Below are 23,317 nucleotides of genomic sequence, written 5' to 3'. Positions count from 1 at the left end.
AAGATCTGGGGGATCTTTTGCTGACGTCTGTCTTCATTGCCGTTGTCTCGCTGGCCTTGTTCGGGATGGCGGCTTTCACCCTGTGGTGGCAGATGCACGCGTGGCGTACGCCCGAGGTGCTGGCCTCCACCCGTTTCAGCAGACCGGACGGGGACGAGCATGTGTCGTTCTCGCTGCTGCTCCCGGCGCGGCACGAACAGGCCGTGCTGGACCACACCATCCAGCGGCTGCTGCAGTCCACACACACCGACTTCGAGATCATCGTCATCGTCGGGCACGACGACCCGGAGACCACCGAGGTGGCCCGGCGGGCGGAGTCCCGTGACCCGCGCGTGCGGGTCGTCGTCGACACCCACGAGAAGAAGAACAAGCCGAAGGCCATGAACACGGCGCTGCCGCACTGCCGCGGCGACATCGTCGGGGTCTTCGACGCCGAGGACCAGGTGCACCCCGAGTTGCTCGCCCATGTCGACCACGCGTTCCGGTCCACCGGCGCGGACGTCGTCCAGGGCGGCGTACAGCTGATCAACTTCCACTCCAGCTGGTACAGCCTGCGCAACTGCCTGGAGTACTTCTTCTGGTTCCGCTCCAGACTTCATCTGCACGCCCAGAAGGGCTTCATCCCGCTCGGCGGCAACACCGTCTTCGTACGGACGGACGTTCTCAAACAAGCGAACGGCTGGGACCCCAACTGCCTCGCCGAGGACTGCGACCTGGGTGTGCGCCTGTCCAGCGTCGGCAAGAAGGTCGTCGTCGCCTACGACTCCGACATGGTCACCCGCGAGGAGACCCCGGGCAGCCTGATGTCCCTGCTCAAGCAGCGCACCCGCTGGAACCAGGGCTTCCTGCAGGTCTACCGGAAGCGGGACTGGAAGCAGCTGCCGAGCTTCCGGCAGCGGCTGCTCGCCCGCTACACCCTCATGACGCCTTACCTTCAGGCGATCTCCGGCGTGATCATCCCGCTCAACGTGGCCATCGCGCTCTTCCTCGACGTGCCCGTGGGTGTCGCCTTCATCACCTTCCTGCCGGCCGTCACCGCGCTCGTCACCTTCGTCTTCGAGCTCGTCGGACTGCACGACTTCGGCAAGCAGTACGGACTCCGGGTCCGCCTCGTGCACTACCTGAAGCTGATCATCGGTGGCCCGTTCTACCAGGTGCTCCTCGCCGGTGCAGCCGTCCGCGCAGTGTGGCGCGAGCAACGCGGCCGCAACGACTGGGAGTTGACCAGCCACGTCGGCGCACATCTCGCGCACGTGAACCGAGAGGACGTTCCTGCGTGACCTCCACCCTTCCCGCGGCGACCGGAGTCAAGGTCCCCGCGCAGCGGACAGCTGCGCCGAAAACCGGTTCGACCCGTCGAACAACGCCGCCCAAGAGACTTCGTTCCTCCCGTCCCGACCTCATCCTGTGCGGCCTGCTGCTGGTGGCGATCCTCGTCGTGCAGGGCTGGAACATCGCCGCCTACCCGACCCTCAGCGACGACGAGGGCACCTACCTCGCCCAGGCCTGGGCCGTGCAGGAGGGCCGGGGCCTGGCCCACTACACGTACTGGTACGACCACCCGCCGCTCGGCTGGATCCAGATCGCCCTGCTGACCTGGATCCCCGCGCACTTCGCGCCCGAGTCGATGACCGTCGGCTCGATGCGCGCCGTGATGCTGCTGATCAGCGCCATCAGCGCGGTCCTCGTGTACGTCCTCGCGCGCCGGCTGTCGCTGCCCCGCTGGGCGGCCGGGCTCGCCATGGCGCTGTTCGGGCTCTCCCCGCTGTCGGTGGTCCTTCAGCGCGAGATCTTCCTGGACAACATCGCGGTGATGTGGACGCTCCTCGCGTTCACCCTCGCCGCCTCCCCGAGCCGCCACCTGTGGCACCACTTCGGGGCGGGCATGGCGGCCGCGGCCGCGGTGCTCACCAAGGAGACGATGCTGCTGGTGCTGCCGGCGGTGCTGGTGACGATGTGGCGGCACAGCCACCGGGACACCCGCAAGTTCGCCATCACCGGCGCCGTCACGGCCTGCGTGCTCATCGGCATCTCGTACCCGCTCTTCGCGCTGCTCAAGGGCGAGTTGCTGCCGGGCGACGGCCATGTCTCGCTGTGGGACGGCATCGTCTACCAGATGAGCCGCCCCGGCTCCGGTTTCATCCTCGAAGAGGGCACCGGCTCGTACGGCGTGCTCCAGTCGTGGCTGTACTACGACCGGGTGCTGCCGCTCGGCGGACTCGCCGGTGCGCTGCTGCTCGTCGTCACCTGGCGCTGGTCGGTGACCGCGCGGGCGCTCGCCGGGCCCGCGCTCGCCGTGGCGATCCTCGCCGGGATGGCCCTCAGGCCGGGCTACCTGCCCGCGATGTACATCATCCAGGCGCTGCCGTTCCTCGCCCTGGTGCTCGCCGGGGGCACGGCCTCCGTCGCCCACGCCGTGCTGCGGCGGCGGCGCCGGGCGGGCGAGAGGAAGTACGTGACCGGCGGGCGGTACGCGCTCGCCGCCGTCCTCGCGCTCGCCGCGGGCGCGTACGTCGTACCGCGCTGGTACGACGGCGACCGCACCGCCATGACCGCCGACGCCAACGCCCCCTACCGGGCCGCCTCGCGGTGGATGGCCACGGAGGTCGACAAGCCCGAGGACACCCGGGTGCTCGTCGACGACGCGATGTGGCTGGACCTCGTCCACGAGGGCTACGAGCCGGGACTCGGCGTCATCTGGTTCTACAAGGCCGACCTCGACCCGGCCGTGACGAAGACCATGCCCAACGGCTGGCGGGACCTCGACTACGTGGTCGCCTCGCCGACGGTACGACGGGACGCGGTCGACCTGCCGAACGTCAAGGCCGCGATGGAGCACTCGACGCCGGTCGCCGTGTTCGGCGCCGGCGAGGACCGGATCGAGATCCGGCAGATTCTCAGCGCCGGGACGGGAGGCGACCGATGAGCCAGGAGTCCGTGGTCCCCGGTGAGCTGGGCGATCCGGCGGCGTACGCCGCCGACGTGCCCGAGCCGGGCGCCGTCACCATCGTCGTACCGACCTTCAACGAGTCCGCCAACATCCGTGAACTGCTGCACCAGATCACCGAGTCGGTGCCGTCCCGGCTGCCCTGCGAGGTCGTCTTCGTCGACGACTCCACCGACGACACCCCGGAGGTGATCGACAAGGCGGCCCAGGACTGTCCCTTTCCGGTGACCGTCCTGCACCGCGAGGAGCCCGTCGGCGGGCTCGGCGGCGCGGTCGTCGAGGGCATCAAGGCGGCCGGGTCGGACTGGATCGTCGTCATGGACGGCGACTGCCAGCATCCGCCCTCCCTGGTGCCGGAGCTGGTCGCGACGGGGGAGCGGGCGAACGCCGGACTGGTCGTCGCCTCCCGCTACATCAAGGGCGGCAGCCGCGCCGGACTGGCGGGCAGCTACCGCGTGGCCGTCTCACGCGCCGCGACCTGGCTGACCAAGTCGCTGTTCCCGCGCAAGCTGCACGGCATCAGCGACCCGATGAGCGGCTTCTTCGCCATCCGCCGCAGCGCGGTCACCGCCGAGATCCTCCAGCCACTCGGCTACAAGATCCTCCTCGAACTCGCCGTACGCAGCCGCCCCCGCGAGGTCACCGAGGTCCCGTTCGTCTTCCAGGACCGGTTCGCCGGGGAGTCCAAGTCGACCGCGCAGGAGGGCTTGCGCTTCCTGCGCCATCTGGTCGGGCTGCGCACCGCCTCGCCGGTGGCCCGCATGATCGTCTTCGGTCTGATCGGGCTGACCGGCTTCGTGCCGAACCTTCTCGCGCTGTGGGCGCTGACCGAGGCCGGGATGCACTACCTGCCGGCCGAGATCGTCGCCAACCAGTTCGGCGTGGTCTGGAACTTCCTGCTCATCGAGAAGCTGCTGTTCCGTGAACGCAGGCGGTTCCGGCACTGGGCCGACCGCACCGCACGGTTCGCGCTGCTCGCCAACGCCGACCTGCTCGTGCGCATTCCGCTCATCGCGCTGCTGGTCGGCACCTTCCAGATGGCCGCGCTGCCCGCCACCGCGCTGGCACTCGTCATCACCTTCGTCCTGCGCTTCGTGGGGACCGAAGCGCTGGTGTACCTCCCGCGCAGGAGCCGCACAGCAAGGAGCACCGCATGAGATCAAGACCCGGTACGAGATCAAGGCGCAGAACCGCACTGCTGGCCGTCGCGGGCCTCACCGGCGGCCTGCTCCTGACCGCACCCCAGCCCGCCTCCGCCGCCAACCTCATCAAGAACCCCGGCTTCGAGACGGCCGGTACCGGCGACATGCCGTACTGCTGGTCGAAGTCCGGCTGGGGCGACAACGACTTCAGCTTCGAGACGGTCGCCGACGCCCACTCCGGCAGCAAGGCCATGAAGGTCACGCTCACCCGCCGCCTGGAGGGCGACCGCAAGGCGCTGATCACCGAGTCCGCCGACTGCGCGCCGGTGGTCACGCCCGGCAAGCAGTACGACCTGGGCCTCTGGTACAAGTCGACCACGCCGGACGCCAACATCACCCTGTTCCGGCACGACTCCACGGCCGGCTGGCAGTACTGGACCGATCTCAAGACGCTGGAGATGGCGGGTACCTGGACCGAGGCCACGGTCCGCACCCCGGAGGTCCCGGCCGGCACCGACCGCATCTCCTGGGGCGTCTCCGTCTACGGCACCGGCTCCGTGACCACCGACGACTACACGATGGAACAGGTCGCCGACCCGGTCCCGGAGCCGGAGTGCACGGGCACGGCCGAGGAGTGCGCCAACGGCAGGTGGGAGGTGCTGCCCGCGCAGAACCCGGTGCGCTCGATGCACTCCGTGGTCCTGCACAACGGCAAGGTGCTGCTGATCGCGGGCTCCGGCAACGACCCCGAGATGTTCGAGGCGGGCACGTTCACCTCGGCCGTCTACGACCCTCAGAACGGCACGTACAAGGTCATCCCCACGCCGGACGACATGTTCTGCGCCGGTCATGTGCAGCTGTCCGACGGCCGGGTGCTGATCATGAGCGGCAACAAGGGCTACCCGTCGGCGGACGGCACGATCGGCTACCAGGGGTACAAGGACTCGTACGTCTTCGACCCGGCGACCGAGACGTACATCAAGACGAACGACATGAACGACGGGCACTGGTACCCGTCGGCGACCATCCTCGGCAACGGTGACGTGATCTCCTTCGGCGGGCTGAAGGAGGACTCCACCGGGTCGGTGACGGCCGAGCTGTGGTCCGAGGACGAGCAGCAGTGGCAGCCGCTGTGGAAGGTCAACCAGACCTGGTCGTACTGGGGTCTGTACCCGTCGATGATCCTGATGCAGGACGGCCGCCTTTTCTACTCCGGCAGCCATGTCTTCGGCAACAACATCCCCGGCACCGGCTCGGCGATCTACGACTACGACGCCAACACCGTCACCCAGGTGCCCGGTCTGCAGAACAAGGACGAGCGGGACCAGTCGGCGAGCGTGCTGCTGCCCCCGGCGCAGGACCAGAAGGTCCTCACCATCGGCGGCGGCAACATCGACTCCAACCCGCAGGCGAACCGCCTGACCGACGTCATCGACCTCAAGCAGCCCAACCCGTCCTACGTCGCCGGGCCGCCGATCCCGCAGGGCACGGTCGACCTCGGCAACGGGAAGGTCCCGCAGACCGGCAACCAGGGCAAGATGTACGTCTCCGCGGTACTGCTCCCGGACGGCAAGGTCCTGGAGACCGGCGGCGCCCTGCACAACCGCGCCAACCCGGTCTTCGAGTCGTCGATCTACGATCCGGCGACCAACACCTTCGACCCGGTGGCCGCCGACCCCGAGGCCCGCGGCTACCACTCCTCGGCGTTCCTGCTGCCCGACGGCCGCGTGATGACGACGGGTGACAACCCGGGCAACGGCTCCTGGAACCACAACGTGTCCATCTACACCCCGCCGTATCTGCTCAAGGGCCCACGCCCGACGATCACTTCGGTGATCGACACCGAGTGGAACTACGGCGACACCCAGCGCATCACGGTCGACCGGCCCATCGCGAAGGCCGAGCTGATCCGCCCGGCGGCGGTGACGCACTCCTCCGACCCGAACCAGCGGTTCGTGGACCTGCCGCTGAGCGTGGACGGCAACAACATCGACCTCAACGTCACGAGCAACCCCAACCTGGCCCCGCCCGGCTGGTACATGCTCTTCGCGGTCGATGCCAACGGCGTGCCGTCCGTGGCCAAGTGGGTGCACCTGTCGGGCCCGCAGGCCCTGAAGGCCACCGACGCCTCCGCGCACGTCCACTCCTTCGCCGACGACCTGTCCGGCAAGGTCACGGGGCCCGGCAAGAAGCGGGCGTCGCAGAAGGTCCCCACGACCATCTCCGGCTGCGACCGCCACTACGGCTCCGCCAACGTCTGCGTACCGACCACCTTCCCGGCGGACGTGAAGAAGACGACGGCGGCCCGCTGCACCTGGCTCAAGCAGCACGACTACGGCCGCCTGAAGGTCAACGGCAAGGACGACCCGCTACGCCTGGACCCGAACAGGGACGGCGTGGCCTGCGGAAAGGGTGACGTCAGGCGCCGCTGAGGATCAGCGATCCCAGTGTGAGCTGAGCACCCCACTGCACCAGCACGGCCCCGAGCCTGGCGTACTGCCACCTGGCTCGGGGCCATGCCAGCGCCAGGGCGCCCAGCGCGAGAGCGGCCCAGAAGAAGGCGTGCAGCACCCCGCTCGGAATCGTCGAGCACTGCTCCCCGTAGGTGAGGCAGCGGCTGCCGCGCTCGGTGGCGAGCACCGCGACCCAGGCGACAGCGACGGTCGGCAGGAGCAGCAGGAGTCCGGCGACGGACCAACCGGTGAGCAGGCGCGCGTTGTTCATGTCGCCATCTCATCGCCCCCGCCGTCATCGGTGATCGGGCGACGTACTCAGTGCCCCTGCGTACGCATACTCAGGGCTTGTTCCACGATGGCCACCAGCTGTTCGTGGTGTGCGCCCTTCCAGTACGCCCGCCCGCACTGTCGGCACTGTGCGAAGACGTCGTACGACCGCTGGGTGCCGCCCTTCAGCTGCTCCGCCACCTCCTCCTTGGTGGCGTCCCGCAGCATGCCGTTGCAGGCGGTGCAGCGGGTCCAGGGGCGCAGGTCCGGGGAGAACCGGTCGAGGACGTCGCGGAGTTGGTCGTCGGGGCGGGTGCTGTAGACGTAGGCGCCGGCCCACAGTTCGCGGCGGCGCAGCAGGCCCCGGTCGCGGCTGAGCATGACGCGCCGCTCGGCGGCCGAGCGGGCGGCGAGCGCCGGGTCGCCGATGTCCATGGACTCGTAGGCCGTGTCCACGCCGAGCAGGCGCAGCCGGCGGGCGAGGGTGCCGAGGTGGACGTCGAGGAGGAACCGCAGCGGGGCGCCGGGCACCCGCTGCGGGCGCTGCACCGCGCGGACGCTGACCGTCTCGCCGTCCTTCGGGATGTGGGCCGGCGGCACCTCACGGCCGTCCACGACGAGCGCGCCGACCTCGGTGAGCGGGACGCCGAGGGACTCGACGACATGGCCGAGCGTCGAGGCCCCGTCCGTGCTGAGCGCGGTGGCGCCGCGCCGCCAGCCGTGCGGGACGAACAGGTGCAGTTCGGTGGCGAACTGGACGTGGATCTCGGGTCGGTTCACCGGATCAGGATGTCAGGCCGCGCTCGTAGACGGTCAGGGCCCGGTCGACGAGGTCCGCGAGGTCCTCCCGGAAGCCGGTGCGTGCCCAGTACTGGGACACCTCCATCAGCCCGCCGATCAGGGACATCGTGAAGACCCGCACCTCCAGGCTCTGCGGGTCCCGGCCGGTGCGCTCGCCGATGGCCTCGGCGACCAGCTGCCCGGTCTGCGACATGCTCTCCATCATCCGGGAGCGCACCGCCGGGACCTCCGCCATCAGCCGGCACCGGAGCTCGGTGATCTCGCGGGCCTCGTCGATGCCGAGGCCGATGGCCTTGCGCATGACCTGCCGCATGGACTCCAGCCAGGGCTCGTCCGCCGGACGGGCCCGGAGCTCCTCCAGCAGCAGGGGGTCGTACTCGTCGGTGAGGACGATGTCCTCCTTGGTGGGGAAGTAGCGGAAGACGGTCGACGGCGACACCTCGGCACGGTCGGCGATCTGCTCGATCGTCGTGGCCTCGTACCCCTGCTCATCGATCAGCCGGTACGTCGCGGAGCGGATCGCCTCACGCGTTCTGATCTTCTTCCGCTCCCGAAGTCCCAGCTGGGGGCGGTCGGCGGGGGTGCTGGAGTGTGCTGCCGTCATGGTGGTCATTGTCGTGCATCGGCCATGGACCCGGCCATGTCCGGGGCCCGCTGCTCCTTCCCGTCGCCCAGGAACACGGCGGCCGCCAGGGCCGCCACGAGCGCAGAGACGGCGCACACCAGCAGCACCAGGCCCATGCCGTGCACATACGCGCCGTTGGCGGAGGACGCCAGCCCGGCCGCGCCCGAGTGCTCGGCGACGACGTGCGCGGCGACCACCGACTCCCGGGCCGTGTCCGCGGCCTGCGCGGGCAGCCCGGCGACGTCCAGCCGGTCCCGGAAGGCGCCCGCGAGCAGACTGCCGAGCAGCGCGATACCGATCGCGCCACCGACCTGGCGCAGCGTCATCAGCAGCCCCGACCCGCTCCCGGCGCGGTCGGCGGGCAGCGCCCCCAGCGCCCCGTCCATCGCCGGCACGACACAGAAACCGAAGCCGACGCCCGCGACGGACAGCCACAGCGCGGTGAAGCCGTACCCCGACTCCACCGTCGTACGACTGCCGAGCAGCGCGGCGAAGGCCAGCACCGCCAGCCCCGCGCTGACCACCCCGCGCGCCCCGAACCGGGCGACGACCGGCTGCGCGGCCCGCGCGGCGACCAGCAGCCCGCCCATCATCGGCAGCAGCCGCAGCCCGGTGCCGAAGGCGTCGTGACCGAGGACCGCCTGGAGGTAGGGCGGCAGCACGAACAGCAGCCCGGACAGCACGAACATCACCAGGGTCGCCGCGAGCGTGTTGAACAGGAACCGGCGCTCGGCCAGCAGCGCCATGTCGAGCATCGGACGCGCGGCCCGTCGCTCGCGCAGCACCAGGAGAGCGATCAGTACGACGGACGCCCCGAGCATGCCGAGCACCAGCGGGTCGCCCCACCCCCGGACGGGCGCCTCGATGATCGCGTAGATCAGCGTGCCGAGGCCGGTCGCGGTGAGCGCCGTCGCGACGGTGTCGACCTTGGGGGAGGACGGGTCCCGGGTCTCCGGGAGGAGGAAGCAGCAGGCGGCGATGCCGATCGCGGCCATGGGCACGTTGACCAGGAAGACCGAGCCCCACCAGAAGTGGTCCAGCAGCCAGCCGCCGACGATCGGGCCCAGCGGCAGCCCCAGCGCCGAGGCGGCGGAGATGACCCCGACGGCCTTGGTGCGCTCGTCGGGGCCGAAGAGCGAGGGCAGCACCGACAGCGCGAGCGGCGTGACCAGCGCCGCGCCGACGCCCATCACCGCCCGCGCCGCGATCACCGCGCTCACGTCACCGGCCAGCGCGCCGACCACCGACCCGGCGAGGAAGATCCCGAGCCCGCCGATCAGCATCAGCCGCCTGCCGAACCGGTCGCCGAGCAGACCGGCGGGAAGCATCAGCGCCGCGAAGACGACGACGTACGCGTCCGCCATCCACTGCTGCTCGCCCGTGCCGGCGTCGAGCTGCCCGGCCATCGTCGGCAGCGCCACGTTGAGGATCGTCATGTCGAAGCCGAGCGTGAGCATGCTCGCGACCAGGGCGGCGAGGGCCCACCAGCGGCGGGGGTCGGGACGCACCCCTTCAGTGACAGTAGCCATGAAATGAAAGTAACTCTCAAAAGAGTCGGACTGTCAATAGGGCTGGACTGCCAATAGGGCCCGGCGGTCCCGGGCATGCGAAAGGGCCACGGCTCGCAAGCCGTGGCCCTTCCCGGACGTCGTGGTTACGCGTGCTGGTACGCCACCATCGAGATCCCCACGTAGTGCACGACGAACGCCGCCAGCGTGAACGAGTGGAACACCTCGTGGAAGCCGAACCAGCGTGGTGACGGGTTCGGTCGCTTGATGCCGTAGACGACCCCGCCCGCGCTGTAGAGCACTCCGCCGACGATCACCAGGACCAGCACGGCGATCCCGCCGGTGCGCATGAAGTCGGGCAGGAAGAAGACCGCCGCCCAGCCCATCGCGATGTAGCAGGGCGTGTACAGCCAGCGCGGGGCGCCCACCCAGAAGACCCGGAAGAGGATGCCCGCCAGCGCCGCGGCCCAGATGCCCCACAGCAGCCAGCGGCCCTTGCTGCCCGGCAGGAGCAGCAGCGTCAGCGGGGTGTAGGTGCCGGCGATGATCAGGAAGATGTTGGAGTGGTCCAGGCGGCGCAGTATCCCGTCCATCCTCGGACTCCAGGTGCCCCGGTGGTAGAGCGCGCTCACGCCGAACAGCAGGCAGGCCGTGAGGGCGTAGATCCCGCAGGCTATGCGGCCGCGGGGGGAGTCCGCGAGGGCGGTCAGCGTCAGGCCCGCGACCAGCACCGCCGGGAACATGCCGAGGTGCAGCCAGCCGCGGAGCTTGGGCTTGATCGGGTGCGGCAGGGAGAGCGCGCCTGCGATCCGGTCGGCGACCGGCGGGTCCGTGGGCGCGTCGGAGGCGGACGCATTCATGGGCCGCATCGTACCTACGGAACCGTAAGTTACGGATCAGGTCACCCGTAGGAGTGGCCATCATCTCACGGGAGTTGGAACCCGCGCTCCTCAAGGGTCGGTCATCCGAACCCAACGTGTACGCAAAGAAACACAGAGAAACACAGAGGTGGGTGGCCTTCCTCACGCCGCTCAGGTGGGCGGCCCTCTGGACAAATGCGCAGTCACCTCGGATGATCAAATGAGTGCGGTCGGCACCGGATGAGCGCCAAAGGGAGTAAGCGAAGCATCCGGGCCGCGGCCCCCACGGGGCAGACAGACAAAAATCCCTCATTTAGGAGCGATCGTGGCGCGCGACATCGCGGCTCCCCCCAGTACCGTCCCGACCAACCACCAGGAGCTCATCTCCTGGGTCGACGAGATCGCCGAACTGACCCAGCCGGACAGCGTGGTCTGGTGTGACGGATCCGAGGCCGAGTACGAGCGTCTGTGCGGAGAGCTCGTCGAGAAGGGCACCTTCCGGAAACTCGACCCGATCCAGCGCCCCAACTCCTACTACGCGGCGTCCGACCCGACGGACGTCGCCCGTGTCGAGGACCGGACGTTCATCTGCTCCGAGAAGGAGGAGGACGCCGGCCCGACCAACCACTGGAAGGACCCCGCCGAGATGCGGGAGATCTTCAGCGGCGACAAGGGCCTGTTCCGCGGCTCGATGCGCGGCCGCACCATGTACGTGGTGCCCTTCTGCATGGGCCCGCTCGGCTCGCCGCTGTCCGCGATCGGCGTCGAGATCACCGACTCGGCGTACGTCGCCGTGTCCATGCGCACCATGACGCGCATGGGTCAGCAGGTCCTCGACGAGCTCGGCTCCGAGGGCTTCTTCGTGCGAGCCGTGCACTCGCTCGGAGCCCCGCTGGAGCCCGGCCAGGAGGACGTCCCCTGGCCCTGCAACAGCACCAAGTACATCTCCCACTTCCCCGAGTCCCGCGAGATCTGGTCCTACGGCTCCGGCTACGGCGGCAACGCGCTGCTCGGCAAGAAGTGCTACGCCCTGCGCATCGCCTCCGTCATGGCCCGCGACGAGGGCTGGCTGGCCGAGCACATGCTGGTCCTGAAGCTCACCCCGCCGCAGGGCGAGCCCAAGTACGTCGCCGCCGCCTTCCCGTCCGCCTGCGGCAAGACCAACCTCGCCATGCTGGAGCCCACGATCTCCGGCTGGACGGTCGAGACGATCGGCGACGACATCGCCTGGATGCGCTTCGGCGAGGACGGCCGCCTGTACGCCATCAACCCCGAGGCCGGTTTCTTCGGCGTCGCGCCCGGCACCGGCGAGCACACCAACGCCAACGCGATGAAGACGCTGTGGGGCAACTCCGTCTTCACCAACGTCGCGCTCACCGACGACAACGACGTCTGGTGGGAGGGCATGACGGAGGAGACCCCGGCCCACCTCACCGACTGGAAGGGCAACGACTGGACGCCGGAGTCCGAGACCCCGGCCGCCCACCCCAACGCCCGCTTCACCGTGCCCGCCTCGCAGTGCCCGATCATCGCGCCCGAGTGGGAGGACCCCAAGGGCGTGCCGATCTCGGCGATCCTCTTCGGCGGCCGGCGCGCCACCGCCGTACCGCTGGTGACGGAGTCCTTCGACTGGAACCACGGCGTGTTCCTGGGCGCCAACGTGGCGTCCGAGAAGACCGCAGCCGCCGAGGGCAAGGTCGGTGAGCTGCGCCGCGACCCGTTCGCGATGCTGCCGTTCTGCGGCTACAACATGGGCGACTACATGGGCCACTGGGTCGACGTCGCCAAGGGCAAGGACCCGCAGAAGCTCCCGAAGATCTACTACGTCAACTGGTTCCGCAAGAACGACGAGGGCAAGTTCGTCTGGCCCGGCTTCGGTGAGAACAGCCGTGTCCTGAAGTGGATCGTGGAGCGCCTGGAGGGCAGGGCCGAGGGCGTGGAGACGCCGATCGGCGTCCTGCCGACCAGGCAGGCCCTCGACACCGACGGCCTGGAACTGGGCGAGGAGGACCTGGACTTCCTGCTCACCGTGGACAAGGAAGTGTGGCGCGAGGAGGCCGCGCTGGTCCCCGAGCACCTCAACACCTTCGGCGATCACACGCCGAAGGAGCTGTGGGACCAGTACCACGCCCTGGTCCAGCGGCTGGGCTGACGCCCCCAAGGACGCCGCGGTCGGCTCCGATCGTGCCCTGACCAGCAATATCGTCACGGCCGGCCGCGGTGAGGTTGTGAAGGCCGCGCACAATGGGGTGCGCGGCCTTCGCCGTGTGCGCCCAGCATGGGCGATTGCTTGGGGGTGAAAGTCCCCTGGGGGCGTTACTGCTGGCGGTCCTCCAAGTAGCGGGTGTGGGATTCCTGGCGCCTGGCCTCTGTCTCCCTCAGCTCCGCTGCCAGCTTCTGCGCCTCCTCGTGGAGCAGGGTGAGCTGGCGTTCCAGGTGGCGCTCCGGAGGCTCCTGCCCCGGGGTCATCCGGTGCCACCATCGGGTGCGGACGAACGCGTCGACGGCCTCGGGAACGTCCTGCCGCACGGCCCGGGACAGGGCGCGCACGCCCTCCGGGTCCTGGGCCAGCACCTCGGCGACCCAGCCCGGCTCCAGCAGCGCGGCCAGCAGGTCGGTGAGCTCGGTGAGCCGACCGGACGCGGCGGGCGGCAGCTCCACGTCCGCGAGGTAGGCGCCCAGCCGCTCGAAGTCGCCCCGCAGTTCGTCCAGCTGTGCGGACGGATCCGGGAAGTCGGGCAGCGTCGGCCGCTCCGGCGGTGCGATCAGCGCGCCCGCCCCGTACAGACCGGCGACGACGACCGGCCAGTACGGGCCCGCCACCCCCGTGAACGTCAGCACCAGCCCGAGCAGCCCGCAGGCGCAGCCGGTGAGGTTCTTGCGGGACTCCAGGTACGTCAGTGCCTTACTGGTAGCCACGGATCTCCTCGAAGGCGCCGTCCAGGGAGCCCTGCTGGGCGTCGAAGAGACGGCCGCCGGTCAGCTCGGCGATGTGTTCCAGCTCGGAGCGGTCGGAGTCGCCGAAGAGGATCGGGAAGACGGGGATGTCGCGCTGCTCGCCGGTGAGCGATCCGTGGAACGCCTCGAAGTCCTGGGAGGTCGCGCCGACGGTGTTCTCGCCGTCCGTCATCAGCACGATCGACGTGAACATGTCCTCGTCGGCGCCCAGATGCTCGTACGCCTTCTCCAGCGAGGTGTAGATCGCCGTGTCGCCCTGGGCCTGAAGCGCCCGGGTGTCGTGGCGGATCCCGTCGAGGCCGGTCTTCGGGTTCGCGGGGTCCACGACATGGGTGCGCACGCTCTTCACGTCCGATCCGAACGGCATCAGCGTGACCTCCTCTCGGTCCCGGAAGTCCCCGGTCAGACCGGTGAGCGCCGACTTCAGCCGGGCCAGCCGGTCGCCCTTCATGGAGCCGGAGGTGTCCAGCACGTACACCGTGCGCGAAGGACGGCGCAGTTCGTTCTCGTACGAGTCGAGCAGCCCGTCGGCGACGGAACGGCTGCCCGGGAAGGGCAGTTCGCGCCGCCGTGTGGGGTCCAGGCCGGGTGCGGGGCTGACGGACGCGACGACCGGGCGGCGGTGGGTGCGATCGGTGATCGCGCGCTGGATCTCCGGGGCGCGCAGCGCCTCGGCGAGGCGGCGTACGTCCTCGCGGGCGCCGGTACCGGCGGAGGCGAGGGAGGAGAGCGGGTAGTCGGCGGTGATCACGCCGTCCTTGGGGCGGATCACGGTCAGGTCCGGGATGCTCTTGAGGACCGACTCGTAGTTGAGCAGCGCGTCGACGTTGCCGCGCCGGGTGTACGCGCTCGCCAGCCAGCCCGACGACCCCGAGGTCAGCTTCTGCCCCTGGAAGAACTCCCGCAGCCGCGGAGTCGCCTTGCGCACATCCGCGTCGGTGAGCGCGGACTGGGCGCCGGAGAGGGCGGAGGCGACCGAGACCAGGGTGGAGAAACCGGAGTTGGAGCGGGCCGGGTCGGTCATGCCGTACGTCAGCTCGCCGTCCCGGACGGCCTGCTCCACCTGGGACCAGGTGACGTCCTCGGGGGTCCAGCCGAGGGCCTGGACGGTGGCCGGCTTGACGCCGATCGCGACCGGGCTCGACATGATCGGCGTCTCCGACACGACCTTCTTCCGCGCCTCGGGGCGCAGCCGCAAATAGTCGTTGGAGGCCAGCCACACCGCGTCGTACGCCTGGTCCGCCTTGCCGCCCGCCAGCAGGTCGACGGCGTCGAGGGTGCCCATGTAGGTGGGCCGGACGGTGATGCCGGTCTGCTCGCGGACCTGGTCCAGGACCGGGGACATGTCGCTGAGCTCGCTGGAGGCGAGGACGCGCAGGGTGCCGGGGGTGTAGGTGGTGGGGTCGGCGTCGGGGGTGTCCTGCCCGGTGCAGGCGGTGAGGAGGGCGAGCCCGGCGAGGGTCAGGGCGGCGATCCGGCGTCTCATATCTGGCCTCCTTCCAGGGCGCCCTGGGAGCGGCTGCGCTCCAGGTAGGCGCTCGCGCTCTGGAGCTCGTTCGTCAGCGACTCGACGGTGGCGGCCATCGCCTCGGTGGCCTGCACCTTGTAGGTGTCGATGGCGTCGAGGGTGCGGTAGATCTGCTGGAAGGCGGTCCGCAGGGTCTCCGCGCCGACGGCCGGGTCGGCGGCGATCCGCTGGATCTCGCCGGACTGCGTGGCGAGCATCTCCGCGTTGCCCCGGATCAGGTCCTCGGTGGTGCCGCGCAGGGCGTTGACCTGGTCGACGACCTTCTTCTGGTTGTCCAGCGCGGAGGCCAGCATCACGGAGATGCGCAGCGCCGAGACGGTGGTCGTGGCGGCCCGGTCGACGCCCTTGATCAGCTCCTCGTTGTTGCGGCGTACGACGTCCATGGCGAGGTAGCCCTGGGCGCACACCGCGAGCTGGGTGAGCAGGTCCTGGTGCTTCTGCCGGACGGGGAAGAGGACGTCGGCGCGCACGGTGTCGGCCTGCTGGGGGTCGCCGACCCGGCCGATGTGCTCCTCGACGGCGGTGTCCAGGGCCTCGGTCAGCACGACGTACTCCTGGAGCTTGCCCATGGTCTCCCACAGCCGGACCCGCTCCGTCTGCAATGCGGCGTTGTCGCGGCGCAGTTCGTCCTGCCCGCCGCGCAGCGACCCCACGATCTTGTTCAACGTGCCCTGCGCGGAGGCGTACTTGGCGACGTGGTCGCGCAGCTTGTTGCCGCCGGGCAGCCGGGAGAGGAACTTGCGTCCCTTGCCGGCGGGCAGGTCACGCGGGTCGAGGTCCTCGACGACCCGGCGCAGCTCCACCAGCGACCCGGCGACCTGCGCCTGGGCGTCGCCGCCCTTGCTGGGCAGGCTGCGCACGGTCCGCTCCAGCATGCGGTTGGACTGCGCGGCCGCGGTGCGCATCTCGCCGGCGCCGAGCGCGGTGATCTCGCCGACCTTGCCGGCGAACTCGGGGGAGCGGGCGTCGAGGGCGGCCAGTCCGGCGACGTAGTCGGCGGCCTTGCGGGCCATGTCCGTACGGACGCCGTCGTCGACGGGGACGAGCCCGCCGGCCTTCTCGCGCGGAACCGCGGAGACGGGCTCGGGTGGGGTGAGGGTGAAGGAGTCGTCGCGGCTGGCGCTGGTGTTCTGGCTGGCGCTGTGGCCGAGGTCGTAGTCGCTCATCTGGCTGATCCCCCTATCCGCGCGCCCGGCGCGCCATCTCGTGCAGCACCCCGGAGGTGGGCACGGGCGCCTGCCGTACGCCGGTCAGCTTCTGGTTGAGGTAGTCGGTGTGGTCGGCGGTGGCCGCGGTGAACTCGGCGGTGGCACCCTGCGGGCGGAACCCGTGCCGGACGGCCAGCTCGCGCAACCGCGGGTCGGTGGAGAGCAGTTGGCCGAGCTCGCGGCCCTCGTCGGTCAGCGGCACGACGGTGTGGTCGCTGGTGGCGGTGGTGTCCGGGTAGAGGACGGCGAGGTCGTCGACGCCCTGGCCCTGGGCGAGCAGGGCGGCGACCTGTGACTCGTAGACCAGCACGAGCGGATTGCCGGCCCCGCTGATGAAGTCCCGGAAGGCACCGTCCGAGCTGGACTGCTGGGCGCCCTGCACGGTGACCAGCTTGCGCAGCAGCGGCGCGGTGCGGCGGACGTCGGCGTCGCTCGCGACGACCTTGCCGTCGTTGTCGACGTAGGAGGCGGCGGCGAGGTAGAGGGCGCCGGAGTTGGAGGTGACGGGATCGGTACTGGCGATGTAGAGCGTCCCGCTCAACTCGCCGTACTTGTCGGCCCCCTTGAGCTCCTGCCAGGTGCGGTCGTCACGGGCCGCGTCGAGATAGGCGCCCATCTTCAGCGTCCCGCGACGGGGTTCGTCGAGGGTGGCGAGCCCGTTCGCCTGAAGCACCTCCGCCGCGTTGCCGTGGGCGACGACGACGAGGGGCGAGTAGAAGGGGCGCGGCAGCGGCTGCTGCGCCTTGTACTTCTCGGCCAGCGTGTCGGCGGGCGCCTTGCTGGACGGAAAGGCGAAGTCGTAGCCCTTGAGGTCCAGGTCCTCCATGGCCCACGACCCGGACGGCTCCGTCTTCACGGTGTAGCCCTTGGCGGCAAGGGCGTCCACGACCTGCGGATCGGCGAAGAACTCGGCCTTCTCCGACCCGACCACGCCACGCACGGTCTTCGTTGCCGCGCTCTGTTCCCCGTTGTCCCGGCCCACCACGACAGCCGCCACCACGCCGCCGATCAGCAACACCGCGAGGAAAATCCCTGTCATTCGTCTCACGCCGGGAGCGTGCTCCCGGAACCCAACGTTCCCCGGCGCGGAGGGTGAACAGGGGGTGACGTACCAGTCCCGGCACGGCAACGCCGCAAGGGGCGCGGGGCTGTACCGATATGCGGCTCCGCCGCGCGGGCGCGAGGAACCACAAACAACAGACAGCCGCACGACGACAACAAGCCCTACGGCGAACAGGCGCGACGGCTCAAGCCAACGCCGTGCTGTGACACCCGGTCCGCGCGTCGCTGCGGGTGCACGCGGACCGGGGTCGTTCGGCGGAGCCCAGCGGGCTCAGTGCGCGGCAAACTCACGCGGCTCAAGGGATGACGCGTGGGCATCCATCCGCTGCGCCGCCAGAATCGCCGCAGCGGTATCCGCCCGCGACGCCGCGACGACCAGCGCCCGCCCGGCAAGGGCATGCGCACGCCGGTGCAGCGCCGCAAGCCTCGGCTCACCGCCGGAGGCCACGGCACGGGCCGGCGTACGGCCTCCCCGCAGCCGTGCCACCTGCTCCGCGAGCCGTGCGGCGGCGGTGTCCAGGTCGTCGGACGGGGCGAGCGCGCGCAGCTCGTCGGTGACGGCGAGCAGTGCCGCGAGGTGCCCCGCGAGCTGGATGTCCAGCTCTTCCTCACGTGACCGGTGCGGGAAGTCGGAGGGGGTGCCGGCCATCGTGTGGACCGACTTGGCGCGGATCGGTTCGTACATGGGATGGCCTCCTGTGCTTGGCAGAAGCCATCCTAGCTTAGATTTCGTCTAAAGTTGAGCCGTTCACAAATAAGGGGTGGGTGTCCACGCAGTGTGAGCGTCAGGTCTGGCTGTAGCCGTCCAGGAACGTGCCGATCCGGCCGATCGCGTCCCGCAGATCGCCGACCGTCGGCAGGGTGACGACCCGGAAGTGGTCCGGTTCCGTCCAGTTGAAGCCGGTGCCGTGCACGACCATGATCTTCTCGCGCCGCAGCAGGTCCAGGACCATCCGGCGGTCGTCCTTGACCTTGAAGACCTTGGGGTCGAGGCGGGGGAAGAGATACAGGGCGCCCTTCGGGCGGACGCACGTCACGCCCGGGATCTGCGTCAGCATCTCGTAGGCGACGTCCATCTGCTCCCGCAGTCGGCCGCCCGGCAGCACCAGGTCGTTGATCGACTGACGTCCGCTCAGCGCGGCGACGACGCCGTGCTGACCCGGCATGTTCGCGCACAGGCGCATGTTCGCCAGGATCGTCAGGCCCTCGATGTAGGAGTCGGCGTGCGCGCGCGGGCCGGAGATCGACATCCAGCCGACCCGGTAGCCGGCCACCCGGTACGCCTTCGACATGCCGTTGAAGGTGAGGGTGAGCAGATCGGGGGCGACGGCCGCGGTGGGCGTGTGCGTGGCGCCGCCGTACAGGATCCTGTCGTAGATCTCGTCCGAGCAGACCAGCAGGTTGTGGCGGCGGGCGATGTCGGTGAGGCCCTTGAGCACCGCCTCGTCGTAGACCGCGCCGGTCGGGTTGTTCGGGTTGATGATCACGATCGCCTTGGTGCGGTCGGTGACCTTGCGCTCGACGTCGGCGAGGTCCGGCATCCAGTCGGACTGCTCGTCGCAGCGGTAGTGCACGGCCGTACCGCCGGACAGGGACACGGCGGCCGTCCACAGCGGGTAGTCCGGCGCCGGTACGAGGACCTCGTCGCCGTCGTCCAGCAGGCCCTGCATCGCCATGGTGATCAGCTCGGAGACGCCGTTGCCGATGAAGACGTGCTCGACGTCCGTCTCGATGCCGAGGGTCTGGTTGTGCATCACGACCGCCCGGCGCGCGGCCAGCAGACCCTTCGCGTCGCCGTAGCCGTGGGCCGTCGAGACGTTCCGGAGGATGTCCTCCAGGATCTCCGGCGGGCACTCGAAGCCGAAGGCGGCCGGGTTGCCGGTGTTCAGCTTCAGGATGCGGTGACCGGCCGCTTCCAGGCGCATCGCCTCTTCGAGTACCGGGCCCCGGATCTCGTAACAGACGTTGGCGAGCTTGGTCGACTGGATCACCTGCATGTCTGGGAGCTTACGGCCGCGTAACGCGTCACGGCTCGTGCTTTCCGCCACATGAGACGAAAGGGGTGAACGCCTTCTTGTCCCTTCACTCCACTGCATTGAGAATGCACATGACAAGGCGCGGGCGGCCGGAGGATCTCCGGTCGTCCGCGTCTACCCATGAGGATCTGAGGGGACCCCCACATGAACAAGCCTCTCCTGGCCGCACTCGCCGCCCTGGTGATATCCGGGGCGGGTGCGGCCCCCGCGGTCGCCGCCACGCCGGACACGGAGGCCGCGCCCGCGATCCAGGCCGTCGACTTCGCCGGTACCGTCGCGCTCAGCAACTGCTCCGGCTCCGTGGTCCGGATGCCGGACTCCGCCGACGACGACCCCGCGCTCGTGCTCAGCAACGGGCACTGCCTGGAGAGCGGCTTCCCGGCGGCCGGCGAGGTCGTCGTCGACCAGGCCTCCACCCGCTCCTTCGGGCTGCTGAACTCCGCCGGGACCCGCGTCGCCACCCTGCGCGCGAACAAGATCGCGTACGCCACGATGACCGACACGGACGTCGCGGTCTACCAGCTCACCCGCACCTACGCGCAGATCCGCGGCTCCTACGGCATCGAGGCGCTCACCCTCAACGACACCCGCCCGGCCGCGGGCAGCGCCATCAGTGTCGTCTCCGGGTACTGGAAGCGGATCTACAACTGCTCGATCGACGGCTTCGCCCACCGGCTGAAGGAGGGCGACTGGACCTGGAAGGACTCCGTCCGCTACACCTCCGCCTGCGACACCATCGGCGGCACGTCCGGCTCCCCGGTCGTCGACCAGTCCACCGGCCGCGTCGTCGCCGTCAACAACACCGGCAACGAGGACGGCGGGCGCTGCACGGTGAACAACCCCTGCGAGGTCGACGCGGCCGGGAACGTCACCGTCCGGCAGGGCATCAACTACGCCCAGCAGACGTATCAGCTCGCCGCCTGTTTCGGCATCGACAACAAGCTCGACCTGTACGCGAGCGGGTGCGCCCTGCCCAAGCCATGAGTCAGCCGGGGGCGGGCGTCCGGCGGACCGCCCGCCCCGCCAGTACGTCCGTCCGCCGGCCGTCCTCGATCACGAACCGGCCGTCGATCAGCACGTGGGGGATGCCCGTCGGGAGCGTGCGGGGCTGGTCGAAGGTGGAGCCCGCCGCGACCGTGGCCGGGTCGAAGAGCACCAGGTCGGCCCGGTACCCCTCGCGGATCACACCCCGGTCCGGCAGTCGCAGCCGGGCCGCCGGGCGCCCGGTCAGACGGGCCACGCACTCCTCCAGTGACAGCACCCCCAGCTCCCGGACGTACCGCCCGAGATAGTGCGGGAACGTGCCGTACGCGCGCGGGTGCGGCTTGGCGCCCTGCAGGATGCCGTCCGAGCCGCCGGTGTGCACGCGGTGCCGCATGATCGCCTGGACGTTCTCCTCGTGGCCGACGTGCTGCAGGATCGTCGGCCCGAGCCGGTCCTCGACCAGCAGCCGGCGGGCGGTGACCCAGGGGGCCTCGCCGCGCAGGGCCGCCGAGTCCTCGACGGTGCGGCCGACATACGACTGCAGAGCGGGGTCGGTCACGCCGGAGATCTCGATCGTGTCCCACTCGACCGGTACGCCGTGACAGCCGTCCGCGCCGACCACCTCCAGGTCGTGCCGGATCCGCTCGGCGGTCCCGTCGTCCGTCAGCCGCCGCAGGACGGCCTCCGGCCCGCCCTCGCTCGCCCAGCTCGGCAGCAGCGCCACCAGGGTCGTACAGCCGGGCGTGTAGGGGTACGTGTCGAGGCTGATGTCCGCTCCGGCCGCGAGCGCGTCGTCCAGCAGGGACAGCAGTTCGGGCGCGCGGCCCTTGTTGACGCCGAAGTTCATGGTGGCGTGGGCGAGGTGCAGGGGGCAGCCGGCCTCCCGGGTCAGGGCGACCATCTCCTCGTACGCCTGAAGGGCGCCGGCCCCGTACGAGCGGTGGTGGGGGCAGTAGTAGCCGCCGTACCGGGCCACCACCCGGCACAGCTCCGTCAGCTCGGCGTCCTTGGCGTACATGCCGGGCGTGTAGGTGAGCCCGGACGACATCCCGACCGCGCCCTGCTCCAGGCCCTCCGCCACCAACTGCCGCATCCGGTCCAGCTCCCGCGGCGTGGCCTCCCGGTCCCCCCAGCCGACCGCGAGCGCGCGGACCGTCCCCTGCGGGATGAGGTAGGCCGCGTTGACCGCGATGCCCCGGTCCAGCCGGTCCAGGTACTCGCCCACCGAACGCCAGTCGAAGTCGATGTCGTCGCCGCGCCCGTTCCAGCCGGTGATGGCGCGGCGGACCTCGGCGAGGGTGCGGTCGTCGACGGGGGCGTACGACAGGCCGTCCTGGCCGATGACTTCGAGGGTCACGCCCTGCGCGGCCTTCGCGCTGTGGTCGGGGTCGCGCAGCAGGGCGAGGTCGCTGTGGGCGTGCATGTCGATGAAGCCGGGGGAGAGGGCGAGGCCCTCCGCGTCCAGCTCCCTGGTGGCGGTGGGACGCTGGCAGCCCGCCGCCGCGGCCTCCTTGACGATCGACACGATCCGGCCGTCGTCCACCACCACGTCGGCGCGGTACGCGGCGGCGCCGGTGCCGTCGACGACGTCGGCGTCACGGATGACGAGGTCTGCCATGCCGGGCCTCCTAGAAGAACGTGCGGATGTAGTCGACGACCGTGCCGTCCGCCTCGGCCACCGGGATCAGCTGCCACTTGTCGAACGACGTGCACGGGTGGGACAGCCCCATGCCGAGCCAGTCCCCGACCTGAAGGTCCGCCTCCGGGCCGGTACGCAGCCAGGCGTGCTGGTCGGACAGCGCGGTGACCTCGATGCCGGTCGCCGGGCGCTCGGTGCCGTCCCGGCGGACCACCTGCGCGAACGGCAGATCGAGGTCGTACGCCGCGTCCCGCTTGCCCGCGTTGACGAAGGCCTGCTCGGCGGAGGGCCGGGAGACGACCTGCGCCCACAGGCGGAACGCGGGCTCCAGGGCGCCCTCCTCCGCGACCCGGTTGAAGGGGGTCAGCTTGCGGTAGTGGCCGTCGTCGTGCGAGACGTACGCGCCGGAGCGCAGCAGCTTCAGTACGGGCGCGGACAGTTCGGGGATCTCCGCGAACACGTCCGCGACCGCGTCGAACCATGCGCTGCCGCCCGCGCTGACCACGATCTGGTCCAGCCCCTGGAAGCGCCCCGCCTTGTCGAAGTCCACCGCCAGCGCCACCAGCCGCCGCAGCCATGCGTGCACCCGCTCGGGGTTCGCCTGCGGCACCTCGCCCTCGTAGCCCGCGACGCCGACCAGGCGCAGGGTCGGTGCGGCGGCCACCGCGTCGGCGATCGCCGCGCACTCCGCCTCGGTCCGGACGCCGGTCCGGGCGCCCTCGCCGGCGGCCAGCTCGACGACGACGTCCAGGGGGCGGTCCGTGCCGCGCAGTGCCGCGTCCATCAGCTCGACGCCGCGCACGGAGTCGACGTAACAGACGAACTCGAAGGCGGGGTCGGTGGCCAGCTCGCCGGCGAGCCGGCGCAGGGCCGCCGCGTCCACCAGTTCGTTCGCCAGGAAGATCCGGCGGATCCCGAACGCCCGCGCCACCCGCACCTGGTGCGGCACCGCGAGGGTGATGCCCCAGGCGCCCCGCTCGATCTGCCGCTGGAAGAGCTGCGGGGCCATGGTCGTCTTGCCGTGCGGGGCGAAGGCGAGGCCGTGGCGGGCGGTGTACGTCGCCATGAGGCGGAGGTTGTGCTCCAGGTGCTCGGCGGAGAGGGCGAGGACCGGGGTGGTGAAGCCGTCGGTGAAGAGGTTGCGGCGCTGGGCGGCGAGTTCGGCGACGGTGAGGCCGTCGGCGTCGGGCGGGAGGCCCTTGAAGCGGTGGTCGACGTGTTCCGTGGCCAGTCGGGCGAGCGCCTGGGTGCTCATGGAGCCTCCCTGATCAGGTATATTGCGTTATCTGCAACGTC

19 protein-coding genes are annotated in these 23,317 nt (G+C 70.3%); 6 read left to right on the top strand and 13 right to left on the bottom strand.

The features are described from left to right. The first annotated feature begins 17 nt into the window (after positions 1–17). Genes I2W78_RS13750 through I2W78_RS13735 form a run of 4 tightly spaced genes read left to right on the top strand, consistent with a single transcriptional unit; the run spans position 18 to position 6,521 of the window. The gene (locus I2W78_RS13750; protein ID WP_196459919.1) at positions 18–1,280 is read left to right on the top strand and encodes a glycosyltransferase; all 1,263 of its coding nucleotides are present in this window, start codon (positions 18–20) and stop codon (positions 1,278–1,280) included. Then, positions 1,277–2,926 carry an ArnT family glycosyltransferase gene (locus I2W78_RS13745; RefSeq protein WP_196459917.1) on the top strand — a complete coding sequence of 550 codons (1,650 nt, stop codon included), beginning with the start codon at positions 1,277–1,279 and terminating at the stop codon, positions 2,924–2,926. The genes I2W78_RS13750 and I2W78_RS13745 overlap by 4 nt, the downstream gene beginning before the upstream one ends. Then, a complete protein-coding gene (locus tag I2W78_RS13740; protein ID WP_196459916.1) occupies positions 2,923–4,104 on the top strand; it encodes a glycosyltransferase in 1,182 nt (393 codons plus the stop codon). Before I2W78_RS13745 ends, I2W78_RS13740 begins: the two co-directional genes overlap by 4 nt. Then, entirely contained in the window at positions 4,101–6,521 is a 2,421-nt protein-coding gene (locus I2W78_RS13735; RefSeq protein ID WP_196459915.1) for a galactose oxidase-like domain-containing protein, read from the top strand. Before I2W78_RS13740 ends, I2W78_RS13735 begins: the two co-directional genes overlap by 4 nt. Here the strand turns inward: I2W78_RS13735 and I2W78_RS13730 are convergent. The 5 genes from I2W78_RS13730 to trhA form a co-directional block, all read right to left on the bottom strand. Further along, the gene (locus tag I2W78_RS13730) at positions 6,508–6,813 is read right to left on the bottom strand and encodes a hypothetical protein (protein WP_196459914.1); all 306 of its coding nucleotides are present in this window, start codon (positions 6,811–6,813) and stop codon (positions 6,508–6,510) included. The two genes, I2W78_RS13735 and I2W78_RS13730, sit on opposite strands and share 14 nt — an antisense overlap. Before the next feature lie 47 nt (positions 6,814–6,860). Continuing rightward, a complete protein-coding gene (locus tag I2W78_RS13725) occupies positions 6,861–7,592 on the bottom strand; it encodes a Mut7-C RNAse domain-containing protein (protein WP_196459913.1) in 732 nt (243 codons plus the stop codon). 4 nt (positions 7,593–7,596) lie between these two features. Continuing rightward, on the bottom strand, positions 7,597–8,217 hold the full coding sequence (locus tag I2W78_RS13720; protein WP_445330149.1) for a TetR/AcrR family transcriptional regulator: 621 nt from the start codon (positions 8,215–8,217) through the stop codon (positions 7,597–7,599). A 5-nt stretch (positions 8,218–8,222) separates the two neighbouring features. Further along, positions 8,223–9,767, bottom strand: coding sequence for a DHA2 family efflux MFS transporter permease subunit (locus tag I2W78_RS13715; RefSeq protein WP_196459910.1), 1,545 nt, complete (start codon positions 9,765–9,767; stop codon positions 8,223–8,225). 125 nt (positions 9,768–9,892) lie between these two features. Further along, a complete protein-coding gene (gene trhA, locus I2W78_RS13710) occupies positions 9,893–10,606 on the bottom strand; it encodes a PAQR family membrane homeostasis protein TrhA (RefSeq protein ID WP_196459908.1) in 714 nt (237 codons plus the stop codon). 325 nt (positions 10,607–10,931) lie between these two features. Between trhA and I2W78_RS13705 the strand changes: the two genes are divergently transcribed. Beyond that, positions 10,932–12,758 (top strand): phosphoenolpyruvate carboxykinase (GTP), encoded by a 1,827-nt coding sequence (locus I2W78_RS13705; RefSeq protein WP_196459906.1) that lies wholly within the window; start codon positions 10,932–10,934, stop codon positions 12,756–12,758. Positions 12,759–12,922: 164 nt separating this feature from the next. On the opposite strand, the gene I2W78_RS13700 is transcribed toward I2W78_RS13705, so the two are convergent. The 6 genes from I2W78_RS13700 to I2W78_RS13675 all read right to left on the bottom strand — a co-directional run bounded on the left by I2W78_RS13700 (position 12,923) and on the right by I2W78_RS13675 (position 19,359). Continuing rightward, positions 12,923–13,525, bottom strand: a complete 603-nt coding sequence (locus tag I2W78_RS13700; protein WP_196459905.1) for a hypothetical protein — start codon at positions 13,523–13,525, stop codon at positions 12,923–12,925. After that, on the bottom strand, positions 13,512–15,050 hold the full coding sequence (locus I2W78_RS13695) for a substrate-binding and vWA domain-containing protein (protein ID WP_196459904.1): 1,539 nt from the start codon (positions 15,048–15,050) through the stop codon (positions 13,512–13,514). Before I2W78_RS13695 ends, I2W78_RS13700 begins: the two co-directional genes overlap by 14 nt. After that, positions 15,047–16,258 carry a toxic anion resistance protein gene (locus tag I2W78_RS13690; protein ID WP_196459903.1) on the bottom strand — a complete coding sequence of 404 codons (1,212 nt, stop codon included), beginning with the start codon at positions 16,256–16,258 and terminating at the stop codon, positions 15,047–15,049. The genes I2W78_RS13695 and I2W78_RS13690 overlap by 4 nt, the downstream gene beginning before the upstream one ends. Positions 16,259–16,271: 13 nt before the next feature. Beyond that, complete coding sequence (locus I2W78_RS13685; RefSeq protein ID WP_196459902.1) at positions 16,272–17,348, bottom strand: substrate-binding domain-containing protein; 1,077 nt, start codon at positions 17,346–17,348, stop codon at positions 16,272–16,274. A 285-nt stretch (positions 17,349–17,633) separates the two neighbouring features. Beyond that, on the bottom strand, positions 17,634–18,047 hold the full coding sequence (locus tag I2W78_RS13680) for an SCO4983 family protein (RefSeq protein WP_196459901.1): 414 nt from the start codon (positions 18,045–18,047) through the stop codon (positions 17,634–17,636). Between the two features lie 100 nt (positions 18,048–18,147). Beyond that, positions 18,148–19,359, bottom strand: coding sequence for a pyridoxal phosphate-dependent aminotransferase (locus tag I2W78_RS13675; RefSeq protein ID WP_196459899.1), 1,212 nt, complete (start codon positions 19,357–19,359; stop codon positions 18,148–18,150). Positions 19,360–19,542: 183 nt separating this feature from the next. Between I2W78_RS13675 and I2W78_RS13670 the strand changes: the two genes are divergently transcribed. Beyond that, on the top strand, positions 19,543–20,382 hold the full coding sequence (locus I2W78_RS13670; RefSeq protein ID WP_196459897.1) for a trypsin-like serine peptidase: 840 nt from the start codon (positions 19,543–19,545) through the stop codon (positions 20,380–20,382). A gap of 1 nt (position 20,383) precedes the next feature. Here I2W78_RS13670 and I2W78_RS13665 read toward each other — a convergent pair whose 3' ends face one another. Both I2W78_RS13665 and I2W78_RS13660 read right to left on the bottom strand, forming a co-directional pair. Next, complete coding sequence (locus I2W78_RS13665) at positions 20,384–22,000, bottom strand: N-acyl-D-amino-acid deacylase family protein (protein WP_196459895.1); 1,617 nt, start codon at positions 21,998–22,000, stop codon at positions 20,384–20,386. Between the two features lie 10 nt (positions 22,001–22,010). Continuing rightward, positions 22,011–23,276, bottom strand: coding sequence for an amino acid deaminase (locus I2W78_RS13660; protein ID WP_196459893.1), 1,266 nt, complete (start codon positions 23,274–23,276; stop codon positions 22,011–22,013). Positions 23,277–23,317: the final 41 nt, after the last annotated feature.

It is taken from the genome of Streptomyces spinoverrucosus (assembly GCF_015712165.1).
Lineage (GTDB): Bacteria > Actinomycetota > Actinomycetes > Streptomycetales > Streptomycetaceae > Streptomyces > Streptomyces spinoverrucosus_A.
The sequence above is the reverse complement of the archived record's forward strand: the minus strand, read 5'-3'. Positions and strand labels throughout refer to the sequence as shown.

Bases quoted from the DNA above. Each gene is read 5' to 3' on its own strand.
- I2W78_RS13735 (WP_196459915.1), top strand. From the start codon at position 4,101: ATGAGATCAAGACCCGGTACGAGATCAAGGCGCAGAACCGCACTGCTG.
- I2W78_RS13660 (WP_196459893.1), bottom strand. From the start codon at position 23,276: ATGAGCACCCAGGCGCTCGCCCGACTGGCCACGGAACACGTCGACCAC.
- I2W78_RS13690 (WP_196459903.1), bottom strand. From the start codon at position 16,258: ATGAGCGACTACGACCTCGGCCACAGCGCCAGCCAGAACACCAGCGCC.
- I2W78_RS13740 (WP_196459916.1), top strand. From the start codon at position 2,923: ATGAGCCAGGAGTCCGTGGTCCCCGGTGAGCTGGGCGATCCGGCGGCG.
- I2W78_RS13670 (WP_196459897.1), top strand. From the start codon at position 19,543: ATGAACAAGCCTCTCCTGGCCGCACTCGCCGCCCTGGTGATATCCGGG.
- I2W78_RS13665 (WP_196459895.1), bottom strand. From the start codon at position 22,000: ATGGCAGACCTCGTCATCCGTGACGCCGACGTCGTCGACGGCACCGGC.
- I2W78_RS13720 (WP_445330149.1), bottom strand. From the start codon at position 8,217: ATGACGGCAGCACACTCCAGCACCCCCGCCGACCGCCCCCAGCTGGGA.
- I2W78_RS13715 (WP_196459910.1), bottom strand. From the start codon at position 9,767: ATGGCTACTGTCACTGAAGGGGTGCGTCCCGACCCCCGCCGCTGGTGG.
- I2W78_RS13695 (WP_196459904.1), bottom strand. From the start codon at position 15,050: ATGAGACGCCGGATCGCCGCCCTGACCCTCGCCGGGCTCGCCCTCCTC.
- trhA (WP_196459908.1), bottom strand. From the start codon at position 10,606: ATGAATGCGTCCGCCTCCGACGCGCCCACGGACCCGCCGGTCGCCGAC.
- I2W78_RS13680 (WP_196459901.1), bottom strand. From the start codon at position 18,047: ATGTACGAACCGATCCGCGCCAAGTCGGTCCACACGATGGCCGGCACC.
- I2W78_RS13730 (WP_196459914.1), bottom strand. From the start codon at position 6,813: ATGAACAACGCGCGCCTGCTCACCGGTTGGTCCGTCGCCGGACTCCTG.
- I2W78_RS13675 (WP_196459899.1), bottom strand. From the start codon at position 19,359: ATGCAGGTGATCCAGTCGACCAAGCTCGCCAACGTCTGTTACGAGATC.